Origin of the sequence: Martinezella miluonensis (genome assembly GCF_900094545.1) — a bacterium.
Lineage (GTDB): Bacteria > Pseudomonadota > Alphaproteobacteria > Rhizobiales > Rhizobiaceae > Rhizobium > Rhizobium miluonense.
This window is the reverse complement of record NZ_FMAH01000033.1, coordinates 13,122-27,056: the sequence shown is the minus strand read 5'-3', so window position 1 is coordinate 27,056 and position 13,935 is coordinate 13,122. Positions and strand designations below refer to the sequence as shown.

Here is a 13,935-nt window from a genome sequence, read left to right as displayed (position 1 = left end):
GGCAAATGACGATGTTTAAGAACTTCAAGCGCATCAGGCCTTGGGAAGTCGCCCTGACCATGCTTGTGATGGCTCTACCACTCGTGCCGGCAAGCCCCATCGCAGGCTATGGCGGCTTCGTCCGACATGCCCATGCCGCGGAAACGCTAAAGAAGCTGGACACCACGCGCCTCGTCTCCATCGGCGGCGATGTGACCGAGATCGTCTATGCGCTCGGCGAGGAGAAGCGGTTGATCGCCCGCGACTCCACCAGTCTCTATCCGAAGGAAGCGACCAAGCTTCCCGATGTCGGCTACATGCGCGCGCTCTCGCCGGAAGGCATCCTGGCTGTCAACCCGACGGCCATCATCGCGGTCGAGGGCTCCGGCCCGCCAGAGGCGCTGGCCGTATTGCGCAATGCCAGCCTGCCGTTCGAAACCGTACCGCAAACCTATGATCGCGACGGCATTCTGAAGAAGATTGACGTCGTCGGCTCGCTGCTCGGCGTGCCGGAAAAGACGAAGGCACTGGAAGACAAGGTCGCCGCCGATCTGGACGCCGCCATCGGCGATTCCGCCAAGCGCCCGGAAGCTGAGCGCAAGCGCGTGCTCTTCGTGCTCAGCAACCAGAACGGCAAGATATTAGCGTCGGGCAGCAACACGGCTGCCGACGGCATCATCAAGCTCACCGGCGCCATCAATGCGATTAGCGGCTTCTCCGGCTACAAGTCGGTGACCGACGAAGCGATCATCGAAGCCAAGCCCGACGTCATCCTGATCATGGATCGCGAAGGCCCGATGTCTATGTCGAACGAGGACCTGCTCAAGCAGCCGGCGATTTCGCTGACGCCCGCCGCCAGCAGCAAGGCGATCATACGCATGGATGGCCTGCATCTGCTCGGCTTCGGACCGCGCACCGCCAGTGCGATCCGCGAGCTGAACGCAGCCATCTACGGAGGCTGACGTGGCATTCAACGATGCCATGGCAGGGCTGAAGCAAATGTCGCAAACCACGGCGCGCCGTCGCGAAGGGGATCGCACCGCACTTGCGATCCTCGTCATCGCCGGCCTCGTTCTGGTTTCGGCGGCAGCCATCGCCTTCTCGATCACGACTGGCGCCTCGAACGCTTCGATCGTCGACGTGATCGCCAGCATGCTGAGCGGCCGGGCGGAAAACGCGCTCAGCATTCGCGACCGCATCGTCATTTTCGACATCCGCCTGCCCCGCGCCATACTCGGCTTCCTGATCGGCGGCGGGCTGGCGGTTTCGGGCGCCGTCATGCAGGGTCTGTTTCGCAATCCGCTGGCCGACCCCGGCCTGATCGGCGTCTCTGCAGGCTCCAGCCTTGGCGCGGTTGCGATGATCGTTCTCGGCGGCAGCGTTCTTGCGCCAGTCGCGCACATCTTCGGCATCTTTTCGCTGCCCATCGCCGCTTTCGTCGGCGGCCTGATAACAACGATTTTGCTCTATCGGATTGCGACGCGACACGGGCAGACATCGATCGCAACGATGCTGCTTGCTGGCATCGCGCTCGGCTCCCTCGCCCTGGCGGCGACAGGGATCCTTATCTACATGGCCGACGATCGGCAATTGCGCGACCTCACCTTCTGGAGCATGGGATCACTGGCCGGCTCGACCTGGAACAAGGTCACGGGCGCCGGTCCGATCATCATCCTTTCGCTGCTGCCCCTTCCCTTCATGGCGCGCGGCCTGAATGCGCTGACACTCGGCGAAGCGGCAGCCTTTCACATGGGCGTCGCCGTGCAGCGGCTTAAGAATGTCGCTATTGTCAGCGTCGCGGCGGCCGTCGGCGCCTCCGTCGCCGTCAGCGGTGGCATCGGCTTCGTTGGCATCGTCGTGCCACATATCCTGCGCATGGTGATCGGGCCAGATCACCGCTTCCTGCTTCCCGCCTCGGCCCTGCTCGGCGGCTCGCTGCTGGTCATTGCCGATGTCGTCGCCCGCACCATCGTTTCCCCGGCCGAACTGCCGATCGGCATTCTGACGGCCGGTGTCGGCGGTCCCTTCTTCCTGTGGATGCTGCTCAGGCAGCGCTCGCGCCTCAGCCTGTGAGCCTGCGATGATCGATGTCTTCAATCTCGTCGTCCGGCTCGCCGGCAAGACCATCGTGCAAGACGTGTCCTTTGCGGCCGAGCCTGGAACGCTGACAGCAATTTGCGGCCCGAACGGCTCCGGCAAGACAACGACGATGAAAGCCATTTCGGGCGAACTGGCCTACAAAGGCTCGGTGCACATCAACGGCGCCGAGGTCGGCGCTCTGGAACCGTGGCAGCTCGCGGAAATGCGGGGCGTCCTGCCACAGGCAAGCTCGATCTCCTTCCCCTTCACCGTGCGCGAAATCGTTCGCATGGGTCTCACCAGCGGTCGCAACCGACATCCCGAACATACCGATCGCATTGCCGCCGAGGCGCTCGCGTCCGTCGACCTCGTCGGCTTCGAAGGGCGGCTCTACCAAGAGCTCTCCGGCGGCGAGCAGCAGCGCGTGCAGCTCGCCCGCGTGGTTTGCCAGATATCCGAGCCCGTCATCGACGGCAGGCCCTGCTGGCTGCTTCTCGATGAGCCGGTCTCCAGCCTCGACATCAGCCACCAGCTCACCATCATGTCGCTCGCCCGGCAATTCTGCCGACGCGGTGGCGGGGTTATCGCAGTCATGCACGATCTCAACCTGACCGCGCTTTTTGCCGACCGAATGGTCTTGCTAAAGGGTGGCCGCCTGCAGGCAGCTGGTCCAGTGAAAGAGGTCTTGACCGATAGGCACCTTCAGGATGTGTTCGGCTGCAGTCTGCGGGTCAATTGCGTTCCTGCCAACGATGCGCCCTTCGTTCTTGCCCACAGCGCACTCGCCGACTGATGCGCCTTCAGGCACCTGACCCGGAACCTTTTGCAACACCCGCGCGTTGAGGTTCGATGATCTGAATCAATGTTCCGTGTGCTACATGGTCTAGCGTGCCGGATATTGCCCGATCATCGCAAACAACAGGCGCCTCGGGCGCCCGCTTAAAGCAAAGGGAGCTAGATATGGCGACATCCTTTCTTCATTCGGCGCGAAGCAAGCGCAATGGCAGCAACCTGCAAGACGTTGAGGCCAGCATCGAAGAACAGATCGAATCGCTGCGCGAAGAAGTTGCAGCCTTTGCCAAGCTCATCAGCGACAGCAGCGCAAAGCAGAGCAAGAGATTGCGCGCAGGCGCTGAAACGAGATTAGACGATCTGACGGTCCGCGGAGAGGAATTGCTGCACGATCTGCAGCGCGGCTATGCTAGAGGCTCCCGCGAAGTCCGCAGGACCGTGCGCCAGCATCCGGTTGCCACCATCGGTGCGGCGGCTGCATTCGGCCTCGCCGTTGCCCTGCTTCTGTCTCGCCGCTAGGGTTGCGGCATGCTCGCTCCGATCCTAGGTCTGCTTCTGTCAGGCACATTCAACCGCACCGTTGCGCGAACCAAGCGCAACGGTATTTTCATTGCCATCGCCGTCCTTCTTCTGCTCACCGCCTATGCATTCGCGCTCGTGGCGGCAACTATCTGGCTTGCGGCCATTTATGGCGCAGTGGTCTCGGCACTGTTGATAGCAGCAGGAGCTTTGCTGCTCGGGTTGATCGTCCTCGTCATCATGGCAATCGTCAACCAGCGGGAGCAGCGACGGGCTCGCGAACGTCGGCTGGCGATGGAATCGGTGGCGGCGGCGGTTCTCGGCCTCGCGCGCAAGCAGCCGTTGATGACGGCTGCCATTGCGGCCGCCCTGGTATTCGGCAACCTGTTCGGAACGAGCGACAAGGACGACTGATCCGGCTGCTCTCGAAGCCTGGGCTCCGGCGCGAAAGCGCGAGGCCTGTCTGATTTGGTGCAGATAAGAACAAGCCCGGTCTTTCGACCGGGCTTGTTTGTCAGAAGGCGAATGCCTTTGAGGTCAGTGGCGCCGACGTGGCATCGGGGCCGAAATCCGCTTCGCCGGAGATATCGAGTAACTCCTGCAGCCGCTGGCGCGCGCGGTTGACGCGGCTCTTGATGGTGCCGACCGCACAGCCGCAAATCTCCGCCGCTTCCTCATAGGAAAATCCGGAAGCACCGACCAGGATGATGGCTTCACGCTGATCCGGCGGCAGCTGATCCAGCGCCTTGCGGAAATCTTGCAGATCGACGGCGCCGTATTGCGAGGGATGCGTCGCCATCGACTCCGTGAAGACGCCATCGCTGTCCTGCACCTCGCGGCCGCTCTTGCGCATCTGGCTGTAAAGCTCGTTGCGCAGAATGGTGAAGAGCCAGGCTTTCATATTGGTGCCCATCTCGAAATGGTCCTGCTTCGCCCAGGCCTTCATGATCGTGTCCTGCACAAGATCATCAGCCCGATCGTGACGGCCGGTCAGTGAAATGGCGAAGGCACGGAGGCTCGGAAGGGCTGCGAGAAGCTCGCGCTTGAAGCTCGTTTGGGTTTCCATCGCGCCCACCTCCTATTCGGAGACCTTTGCGGAAGCCAGGCTCTCAGCATGATCCAGCTTCTCGAGAAGATCAAGAAAGCGATCCGGAATAGCTTCATCCTGCACGGCGGAATAGAAGGAACGCAGTCTGTTGCCGATCTGATTGTTGGGATCGAGGATATCCATTGCGCTCAGGTCCGATACCTTCTTATCTGCGTCCTCGGAATTTTGGATGGTCATTTACCCTGCTCGCTCTTCAATTGTCTCGCATTCATGGGTGGGTTTTATATCACTGCTTTCCCGCCCGGGAGACCAGTCAACTTCGCCCAAAGCTGTTTCCTTACGAATCGTAAAGGATGAAGCCAACTGACTGTAAGCATTGTAATGCGACTGCATAAAAAAAGTTCCGGCAAAGAGGAACTTTTTTACTGAACTGACGTTTGTTAGTCACTGCAGCTCTCACGCTGTATTTTATTTAGAATTTTATAAAGGGCGGGAGCCATTGATGACACTTTCCACACGCATCGCGCCGCATCTTCCGTATTTGCGGCGCTACTCTCGTGCTTTGACCGGAACGCAGACGTCAGGAGACGCCTATGTTGCTGCGGTTTTGGAAGCCATCATCGCCGACGTTTCGATCTTCCCCGACACGGACAGCGACCGAGTCGCGCTCTATAAACTGTTCACCAAGCTGTTCGGTTCCGTAACACTTCAGATTCCCGAGCCGGCCTCACCCTTTGCCTGGGAACAGCGCGCCTCGGTCAACCTGTCCAAGGTTTCTCCGCGTGCTCGTCAGGCGTTTCTGCTCGCCTCCGTGGAAAGTTTCCGCCTCGCCGAGATTGCGGACATTCTCGACATCTCCGAAAGCGACGCCATGCACCTGCTAGACACCGCGTCGCAGGAAATTTCGCGGCAGGTGGCAACCGAAATCATGATCATCGAGGATGAACCGCTGATTGCGATGGATATCGAGCAGATGGTGGAAAGCCTCGGACATCGCGTCACCGGGATTGCCCGCACGCATGCGGAAGCGGTTGCGCTGTTCAACGCCACGAAGCCGAAAATGGTGCTTGCCGACATCCAGCTTGCCGACGGCAGCTCGGGCATCGACGCCGTCAACGATATCCTGAAGACAGCCAGCATTCCGGTCATCTTCATCACCGCCTTCCCGGAGCGGCTGTTGACGGGCGAGCGGCCTGAACCAACCTTCCTCGTGACCAAACCGTTCAATCCGGACATGGTGAAGGCCCTGATCAGTCAGGCCCTCTTCTTTAATGAAACCACAAGAGTAGCTGCCTGATTGAAGTGAAAACCCTGCAACGGAACAAAGATTGCAGCCGGTCGTTGCTGTTGAAGACGACCGGTTTACCGCCCGTTATGCCGGGTGATTTTATAGGTCGGTTCAAGTTCTTACGAGTGGAGATGCCCTGTCGGCGGGGCTCTCGAAGTTTGAGTGAAAGGCAAGCCGGTGAATACGTCTGAACCATTACCCGGCGCGCCTTTGAGTTTGGAAGGCAAAGCCGCTCTGATGGAGCGCGCGCTTGCGAGTGCCAGCGTGTCTATCCTGTTTCAGGATCAGACGCTTGCGATTCGTCATGCCGACAATCTGCCGGATCATCTGCGGCCATCCCTCGTGGTTGGCGGCAACGATCTGCATCTGTTCGGCGAGAAGGATGGCGAGCACCTCCTGCGCCTGAAGCGGGGTGTGCTCGAAAGCGGCAAGCCGGCGACCGCCGAAGTCGAAATTCCAAGCGGCGATGGCATACGCGTCTACGAGCTGAAAATGGAGCGTATTGGCGGCCGCAAGCCGCAAGGCGTATTGTCCGTCATCTCCGAAATCACCGAAAGCCGCCATCGCGAAAAGGTTCTGAAGTCGCTGCTGCGCGAGCTGTCGCATCGCTCCAAGAATCTGCTGGCGATCATTCAAGGCATCGCGACACAAACGGCGCGCCATACGCTTTCGGTCGACAATTTCCTGATCAAGTTCCGCGGCCGGCTGCAATCCCTGTCGAATTCGCAGGATCTCATCACCGACTCCAGCTGGCGCGGCGCCTATCTGTTCGAACTCGCGGAGAAGCAGTTCGCCCCCTATTGGCCCGATGCCGGCGTGCCTATGCCGATCTATGGCATCAATGCCCATCTGACGCCCAATGCCGCGGTGCATTTGGGGCTTGCGCTGCACGAGCTGATCGTCAACTCCGCCTCGCACGGCGCCATCTCGGTGGGAGCGACCAGCATCACGCTGAATTGCAAGGAAGCCGAGCTCGACGGCAGGAAGGCGATCGAGGTGGCGTGGTCCGAGCGCTTCTATACGCCCGGCAACCATGAGTTCGAGGACAACAGCTTCAGCCGCACCGTGCTCGAGCGCGTCGTGCCGACCTCGATGAACGGCCGTGCTGACTTCGCCATGGGCGATGGCAGCATCGGCTATCGCCTCACCATTCCCGAGACCGAATACGAGATTCTCAGACGTCGTTGACGGGGAATAGAAGGCAGCCAGTGCGAGGGCGGCGCACTGGCTGCTTTACACTCATCGGGAGGGGACCGTGAGTAGATGTCGGATGACGCTATTGGGCATGCATCAGGGGGATGCATCATCATCGCGACAGCTGGTTAACGATGTTGCCGGTTCTTGGTTCCATCCAATGTCGGAAAATTTCATTTTTTCTTCACATGCATTTGCAGCGGCGCGAGATTGCTCGCCGTTTCGATGCCGACTGCGCTTCCTTTATCGAGTGCTGCAGCCTCTTTGGTCTCGCGCCGTCCGAAAGGAAAACGCGAATTTAAGCGCATAAAAACAGATAGTTGGAAGGAGATCGCGATCCCAGGAAGCTGCCGATCCGCTTGGCTCAAACGTCCCTTCAAGCAAATCTGCGCTTCAAAATTTTACCGTTTGATAAATTTTTTAAGCTGAGTTACCGTTCCTGTACTAGCCGTTTACTATAAGAGGGAACTTCAATGGGACGACTGGAAACTGGGATTCATAAAGGCAGGCTCACGCCCGCCGAATATGATGCAAACTTTTCCGATCTTCACCCGCGCCTCAACAAACACGAGGCGCTGGTCGCATCCGACCGATGCTATTTCTGCTACGACGCGCCGTGCATGACGGCCTGTCCCACCTCCATCGACATTCCGATGTTCATTCGCCAGATCTCGACGGGCAACCCGATCGGCTCGGCCAAGACGATCTTCGATCAGAACATCCTCGGCGGCATGTGCGCCCGCGTCTGTCCCACCGAACAGCTCTGCGAGCAGGCTTGCGTGCGCAACACTGCCGAAGAGCGCCCGGTCGAGATTGGCCGCCTGCAGCGCTATGCGACCGATGCGGCAATGGCCGAAAACAAGCAGTTCTATTCCCGTGCCGAATCCACTGGCAAAAAAATCGCCGTCATCGGCGCCGGCCCGGCCGGGCTTGCCTGCGCGCACCGTCTCGCCGTGAAGGGTCATGACGTCACCATCTTCGACGCTCGCGAAAAGGCCGGCGGCCTGAACGAATACGGCATCGCTACCTATAAGACGGTCGACGACTTCGCGCAGAAAGAAGTCGATTATGTGCTCGCTATCGGCGGCATCGAGGTGAAGAACGGCCAGGCGCTCGGCCGCGATTTCAGCCTCTCCGACCTCTCCCAGCAGTATGATGCCGTCTTCCTCGGCCTCGGCCTTGCCGGCGTCAATGCGCTACGCGCCGAAGGCGAGGATCTCGATGGCGTCGCCGACGCCGTTGCCTATATCGCCGAGCTGCGTCAGGCCGGTAGCAAGGCCGATATCGCCATCGGCCGCCGCGTCGTCGTCCTCGGCGGCGGCATGACCGCGATCGACGCGGCCGTGCAAGCCAAGCTGCTCGGCGCCGAAGAAGTGACGATCTGCTATCGCCGCGGCAAAGAGCATATGAACGCCTCGGAATTTGAACAGGATCTGGCCACCTCCAAGGGTGTCATCATCCGCCACTGGCTAGCCCCGAAGCGCATCCTAGACAAGGACGGCAAGGTCGCCGGCATCGAGGTCGAATATACCGAACTGCGCGACGGCAAACTCACCGCCACCGGCGATGTTGGCGTCATTGCCGCCGACCAGATCTTCAAAGCCATCGGCCAGACGTTCGAAGCTTCAGGCCTCGGCGCCCTGCGCATGGAATCCGGCCGCATCGCCATCGATGGCGAAGGCCGGACCTCGATCGAAGGCGTATGGGCCGGCGGCGACTGCGTGCTCGGCGGCGATGACCTGACGGTCTCGGCCGTAGCACAGGGTCGCGACGCGGCCGAATCCATCAACCATGCGCTCGCTGCCGACAAGTCGGCCGCTGCAGTCGCCTGAAAGGAGAACCGACATGGCTGATCTCCGCAATAACTTCATCGGTATCAAGTCCCCGAACCCGTTCTGGCTCGCCTCCGCGCCGCCGACCGACAAGGCTTACAACGTCGAGCGCGCCTTCAAGGCTGGCTGGGGTGGCGTCGTCTGGAAGACGCTCGGCGAAGAAGGCCCGCCGGTCGTCAACGTCAACGGCCCGCGCTATGGCGCAATCTGGGGAGCCGACCGCCGCCTGCTCGGCCTCAACAATATCGAGTTGATCACCGACCGCGACCTCTACACCAACCTGCGCGAAATGAAGCAGGTGAAGATGAATTGGCCGGATCGCGCTCTGATCGCCTCGATCATGGTGCCTTGTGAGGAACAGGCCTGGAAGGCCATCCTGCCGCTGGTCGAAGAGACCGGAGCCGACGGCATCGAGCTCAACTTCGGCTGTCCGCACGGCATGTCCGAACGCGGCATGGGTGCTGCGGTCGGACAGGTTCCGGAATATATCGAGATGGTCGTGCGCTGGTGCAAGCAGTACACCCGCATGCCCGTCATCACGAAGCTGACGCCCAACATCACCGACATCCGGAAGCCGGCCCGCGCCGCCAAGGCCGGCGGCACTGACGCCGTGTCGCTGATCAACACCATCAACTCGATCGTCTCCGTCGATCTCGACAGTTTCGCACCGAACCCAACTGTCGGCGGCAAGGGCAGCCACGGCGGCTATTGCGGCCCGGCGGTCAAGCCGATCGCACTCAACATGGTGGCCGAGATCGCCCGCGATCCCGAAACTTACGGTCTGCCGATCTCCGGCATCGGCGGCATTACCACCTGGCGCGATGCGGCGGAATTCCTCGCTCTTGGCGCCGGTAACGTGCAGGTCTGCACCGCGGCAATGACCTACGGCTTCAAGATCGTCGAGGAGATGATATCGGGCCTTTCCGACTGGATGGACGAGAAGGGTCATCGCAGCCTGGACGACATCATCGCCCGCGCCGTGCCGAACGTCTCGGACTGGCAGTATCTCAACCTCAACTACATCGCCAAGGCCAAGATCGACCAGGACGCCTGCATCAAGTGCGGCCGTTGCTACATTGCCTGTGAGGACACCTCGCATCAGGCAATCACCAACATGGTCGATGGCGCCAGACATTTCGAGGTGATGGACGAGGAATGCGTCGGCTGCAACCTCTGCGTCAGCGTCTGTCCCGTCGAGAACTGCATCACGATGGAAGAACTGCCGGCAGGTTCGCTCGACAAGCGCACCGGCAAGATAGTCGACCCGAACTACGCCAACTGGACGACCCATCCGAATAATCCGATGGCGCGCCAGGCGGCGGAATGACAGCGGCGAATACCCGCGCGAGTACTACAGGGACGGCCGCAGCTTGCTGCGGCCGCCTTCTTCGTCGCCGCCATTAGCGTTGATCACAAAAGAGCGGAGCTGAGCTCGCTCACTTCCATGTGCGGCGCGATCCTCCTGCAGATTGCGCCGCTTTCAGTTGTGGCGAATGCGAAGTCCGTCGACGAAAAGCTGCTCCAGATAGCGGGCGGCATCCTCGAATCGCCCCTCGCCCGCATGCTCCTGCCCCAGGACCGCACGCACCTGCACGTCGAAGTCGGCATAATGCTGCGTGGTCGACCAAATCGAAAAGATCAGGTGATAGGGGTCGCATTTGGTGATCTTGCCGGCGGTTGCCCAGGCGCGGATGACTTCGGCCTTCTCGTCGACAAGGGCTTTCAGCGGTCCGCGCAGCTCGTCCTCGACATGCGGCGCGCCCTGCAGCATTTCATTGGCGAAAAGCCGGCTTTCGCGCGGGAAATCGCGCGCCATTTCGAGCTTCCGGCGAATATAGGAGCGGATTTCGCTTTCGGGATTGCCGTTGGCATCGAAGGCGCGCAGCGGCTCCAGCCAGGTAAACAGGACACGATCGATCAGTGCTCGATGCATCGCTTCCTTGGTGCGGAAATAATAGAGAAGATTCGGCTTCGACATGCCGGCTACTTCGGCGATCTGATCGATGGTAGTGCCGCGAAAACCATTCACGGAAAACACATCCAGCGCCGCCTCGAGTATAATTTCCTCTTTCTCTTCCTGGATTCGGGTGCGGCGCTGCGTCTTGGCGGCTCTCGGGATGGCCATGTGTGCTCTGTTTCTCCTTGAAATCCGAGCCTTTCGGCCGAGCTCTCATTCACCCTGTCAGTGCGTCTAATTTAGGCAATCGCCTGAAATTTTATCGGAAATTTTCGTGCTTTTCGTCTTGAGCCGCGCCACGGAAGTTGTAATGTTTACCAATCGGTCAAATTATCTGTCAGATGTTTCTTAAAGGCAACTGGCGATTTTCCGGGCAAGAAAAACAAGACGACGCTCTGGAATCTGAAATAAGACCAACGGGAACAATCGGGCATGCACCTTGCATGCCCCAGGACAAACAGGTGAGGATTGCATCATGGTGGCTGCGCCAGGAGAAAACATGCGTATCAATGGCGATCGCCTTTGGGATACGCTGATGGACATGGCGAAGATCGGCCCCGGCGTTGCCGGCGGCAATAATCGTCAGACGCTGACCGATGCCGACGCCGAGGGACGCAGCCTTTTCAAGAGCTGGTGCGACAAGGCCGGCATGACCGTTGGCGTCGACAAGATGGGCACGATGTTCGCAACCCGCGCCGGCACAGACCCGAACGCACTGCCCGTCTATGTCGGTTCGCATCTCGACACCCAACCGACCGGCGGCAAATATGACGGCGTCCTCGGTGTGCTTGCAGCCCTCGAAGTCGTCCGCACGATGAACGACCTCGGCATCAAGACCAAGCATCCGATCGCGGTCACCAACTGGGCCAACGAGGAAGGCGCGCGCTTCGCACCGGCCATGCTGGCCTCGGGCGTGTTTGCCGGCATGCATACGCTTGATTATGCCTATGGCCGCAAGGATCCGGAAGGCAAGACCTACGGCGACGAGCTGAAGCGCATCGGCTGGCTCGGCGATGAAGAGGTCGGCGCCCGCAAGATGCACGCCTATTTCGAATATCACATCGAGCAGGGTCCGATCCTCGAAGCAGAGAACAAGGCCATCGGTGTGGTCACGCACTGTCAGGGCCTTTGGTGGCTGGAATTCACGCTGACCGGCAAGGAAGCGCATACCGGCTCGACGCCGATGGCGATGCGCGTCAATGCCGGCCTTGCCATGTCCCGGATCGTCGAAATGGTGCAGAGCGTGGCGATGGAAAACCAGCCGGGCGCCGTTGGCGGCGTCGGCCAGGTCCTCTTCTCGCCGAACTCGCGCAACGTGCTGCCCGGCAAGGTGGTCTTCACGGTCGACATCCGCTCGCCCGACAAAGCGAAGCTTGATCGCATGCGCGCCAAGATCGAGGCCGAAGCACCTGTCATCTGCGACGCCCTCGGCGTCGGCTGCTCCGTCGAAGCCATCGGCCATTTCGAACCGGTGACCTTCGATCCGAAGCTCGTTACATCCGTGCGTAACGCGGCCGAGAAGCTCGGCTACAGCCACATGAACATCATCTCCGGCGCAGGCCACGATGCCTGCTGGGCCGCCAAGGTCGCCCCCGCCACGATGGTCATGTGCCCCTGCGTCGACGGCCTGTCGCACAACGAGGCCGAAGAAATCTCCAAGGAATGGGCCGCCGCCGGCGCAGATGTGCTGTTTCACGCAGTCGTCGAGACGGCGGAGATCGTGGCGTGACCGCCACGATTCCCAACATCGGTACTTCACACATCTGGAGCATGCGCCATGAGCACAGTCATCAAGGGTGGAACCATCGTCACGGCCGACCTGACCTATAAGGCGGACGTCAAGATCGAAGGTGGCAAGATCGTCGAAATCGGGCAGAATCTCTCAGGCAACGAGGTGCTGGATGCTTCCGGCTGCTACGTCATGCCCGGCGGCATCGACCCGCATACGCATCTCGAAATGCCGTTCATGGGCACCTATTCCTCCGACGATTTCGAGAGCGGCACGCGCGCAGCCCTTGCCGGCGGCACGACGATGGTGGTGGATTTCGCCCTGCCCTCGCCCGGCCAATCGCTGCTCGAAGCGCTGACCATGTGGGACAACAAGTCCACTCGCGCGAATTGCGACTATTCCTTCCATATGGCCATCACCTGGTGGGGCGAACAGGTCTTCAACGAGATGGAAGCCGTCGTCCGCGACAAGGGCATCAACACCTTCAAGCACTTCATGGCCTACAAGGGCGCGCTGATGGTGGATGACGACGAGATGTTCTCCTCCTTCCAACGCTGCGCCGAGCTCGGCGCATTGCCGCTCGTCCATGCAGAAAACGGCGACGTGGTCGCGCAGATGCAGGCAAAGCTGCTGGCCGCAGGCAATAACGGGCCGGAAGCGCATGCCTATTCCCGCCCGGCAGAGGTCGAGGGCGAGGCGACGAACCGCGCCATCATGATCGCCGACATGGCGGGCTCACCGGTCTACATCGTCCATACCTCCTGCGAACAGGCGCATGAAGCCATCCGCCGCGCGCGCCAGAAGGGCATGCGCGTCTATGGCGAGCCGCTGATCCAGCACCTGACGCTTGACGAAAGCGAATATGCAAACCCGGATTGGGATCATGCCGCCCGTCGCGTCATGTCGCCGCCGTTCCGCAACAAGCAGCATCAGGACAGCCTCTGGGCCGGTCTTGCCTCGGGTTCGCTGCAAGTGGTCGCGACCGACCACTGCGCATTTACGACCGAGCAGAAGCGTTTCGGCCTCAACGACTTCACCAAGATCCCGAACGGCACCGGCGGTCTCGAAGATCGAATGCCAATGCTCTGGACCTACGGCGTCAACACCGGTCGCCTGACGATGAACGAATTCGTCGCCGTCACGTCCACCAACATCGCAAAGATCCTCAACGTCTATCCGAAGAAGGGGGCGATCCTCGTCGGCGCCGATGCCGATCTCGTCGTTTGGGATCCGAAACGTTCGAAGACCATCGCGGCCAAGACGCAACAATCGTCGATCGACTACAACGTCTTCGAGGGCAAGGAAGTAACCGGCCTGCCGCGCTACACACTGACGCGCGGCGTCGTCGCCATTGAGGAAGGCACGATCAAGACGAAGGAAGGCCATGGCGAATTCGTCAAGCGTGACCCCTTCACAGCAGCCAACCGGGCGCTTTCGACGTGGAAAGAAGTCACCACGCCGCGCAAGGTTCAGCGCAGCGGCATCCCCGCCAGCGGGGTATAGAGCTTGGCTCCAGCG

General features: G+C 60.5%; 15 protein-coding genes. 11 read left to right on the top strand and 4 right to left on the bottom strand.

All coding sequences use genetic code 11. The features are described 5' to 3' along the window. Positions 1 to 5: 5 nt before the first annotated feature. The 5 genes from GA0061102_RS22845 (at position 6) to GA0061102_RS22825 (ending at position 3,783) form a co-directional block, all read left to right on the top strand. On the top strand, positions 6 to 941 hold the full coding sequence (locus tag GA0061102_RS22845) for a heme/hemin ABC transporter substrate-binding protein (protein WP_092853522.1): 936 nt from the start codon (positions 6 to 8) through the stop codon (positions 939 to 941). A 19-nt stretch (positions 942 to 960) separates the two neighbouring features. Then, positions 961 to 2,052, top strand: coding sequence for a FecCD family ABC transporter permease (locus tag GA0061102_RS22840; protein ID WP_425348560.1), 1,092 nt, complete (start codon positions 961 to 963; stop codon positions 2,050 to 2,052). A 7-nt stretch (positions 2,053 to 2,059) separates the two neighbouring features. Beyond that, entirely contained in the window at positions 2,060 to 2,851 is a 792-nt protein-coding gene (locus tag GA0061102_RS22835) for a heme ABC transporter ATP-binding protein (RefSeq protein WP_092853518.1), read from the top strand. 167 nt (positions 2,852 to 3,018) lie between these two features. Beyond that, on the top strand, positions 3,019 to 3,369 hold the full coding sequence (locus GA0061102_RS22830) for a glycine zipper domain-containing protein (RefSeq protein WP_092853516.1): 351 nt from the start codon (positions 3,019 to 3,021) through the stop codon (positions 3,367 to 3,369). A gap of 9 nt (positions 3,370 to 3,378) precedes the next feature. Further along, positions 3,379 to 3,783: a hypothetical protein gene (locus tag GA0061102_RS22825; protein WP_092853514.1), complete on the top strand. Its 405-nt coding sequence runs from the start codon at positions 3,379 to 3,381 to the stop codon at positions 3,781 to 3,783. A gap of 100 nt (positions 3,784 to 3,883) precedes the next feature. On the opposite strand, the gene GA0061102_RS22820 is transcribed toward GA0061102_RS22825, so the two are convergent. Both GA0061102_RS22820 and GA0061102_RS22815 read right to left on the bottom strand, forming a co-directional pair. Then, positions 3,884 to 4,435 (bottom strand): RNA polymerase sigma factor, encoded by a 552-nt coding sequence (locus GA0061102_RS22820; protein ID WP_004107036.1) that lies wholly within the window; start codon positions 4,433 to 4,435, stop codon positions 3,884 to 3,886. 12 nt (positions 4,436 to 4,447) lie between these two features. Further along, entirely contained in the window at positions 4,448 to 4,654 is a 207-nt protein-coding gene (locus GA0061102_RS22815) for a NepR family anti-sigma factor (protein ID WP_092853513.1), read from the bottom strand. A 265-nt stretch (positions 4,655 to 4,919) separates the two neighbouring features. On the opposite strand from GA0061102_RS22815, the gene GA0061102_RS22810 reads away from it, so the two are divergent. Beyond that, the gene (locus tag GA0061102_RS22810) at positions 4,920 to 5,714 is read left to right on the top strand and encodes a response regulator (RefSeq protein WP_092853511.1); all 795 of its coding nucleotides are present in this window, start codon (positions 4,920 to 4,922) and stop codon (positions 5,712 to 5,714) included. A gap of 228 nt (positions 5,715 to 5,942) precedes the next feature. Further along, entirely contained in the window at positions 5,943 to 6,893 is a 951-nt protein-coding gene (locus GA0061102_RS22805) for a sensor histidine kinase (RefSeq protein WP_208858694.1), read from the top strand. Between the two features lie 179 nt (positions 6,894 to 7,072). Here GA0061102_RS22805 and GA0061102_RS22800 read toward each other — a convergent pair whose 3' ends face one another. Beyond that, positions 7,073 to 7,279, bottom strand: a complete 207-nt coding sequence (locus GA0061102_RS22800; protein ID WP_139115096.1) for a hypothetical protein — start codon at positions 7,277 to 7,279, stop codon at positions 7,073 to 7,075. 93 nt (positions 7,280 to 7,372) lie between these two features. Between GA0061102_RS22800 and GA0061102_RS22795 the strand changes: the two genes are divergently transcribed. Next, positions 7,373 to 8,731, top strand: a complete 1,359-nt coding sequence (locus GA0061102_RS22795; RefSeq protein WP_092853508.1) for an NAD(P)-dependent oxidoreductase — start codon at positions 7,373 to 7,375, stop codon at positions 8,729 to 8,731. 13 nt (positions 8,732 to 8,744) lie between these two features. Continuing rightward, complete coding sequence (gene preA, locus GA0061102_RS22790) at positions 8,745 to 10,058, top strand: NAD-dependent dihydropyrimidine dehydrogenase subunit PreA (RefSeq protein ID WP_092853506.1); 1,314 nt, start codon at positions 8,745 to 8,747, stop codon at positions 10,056 to 10,058. A 153-nt stretch (positions 10,059 to 10,211) separates the two neighbouring features. Here the strand turns inward: preA and GA0061102_RS22785 are convergent, their stop codons facing one another. Then, positions 10,212 to 10,856 (bottom strand): TetR family transcriptional regulator C-terminal domain-containing protein, encoded by a 645-nt coding sequence (locus tag GA0061102_RS22785; protein WP_092853504.1) that lies wholly within the window; start codon positions 10,854 to 10,856, stop codon positions 10,212 to 10,214. A 307-nt stretch (positions 10,857 to 11,163) separates the two neighbouring features. Here GA0061102_RS22785 and GA0061102_RS22780 point away from each other — a divergent pair, with 307 nt between their 5' ends. Continuing rightward, positions 11,164 to 12,417, top strand: a complete 1,254-nt coding sequence (locus GA0061102_RS22780; RefSeq protein WP_092853502.1) for a Zn-dependent hydrolase — start codon at positions 11,164 to 11,166, stop codon at positions 12,415 to 12,417. Positions 12,418 to 12,465: 48 nt separating this feature from the next. Beyond that, a complete protein-coding gene (gene hydA, locus GA0061102_RS22775; protein ID WP_092853500.1) occupies positions 12,466 to 13,920 on the top strand; it encodes a dihydropyrimidinase in 1,455 nt (484 codons plus the stop codon). Positions 13,921 to 13,935 lie beyond the last annotated feature (15 nt).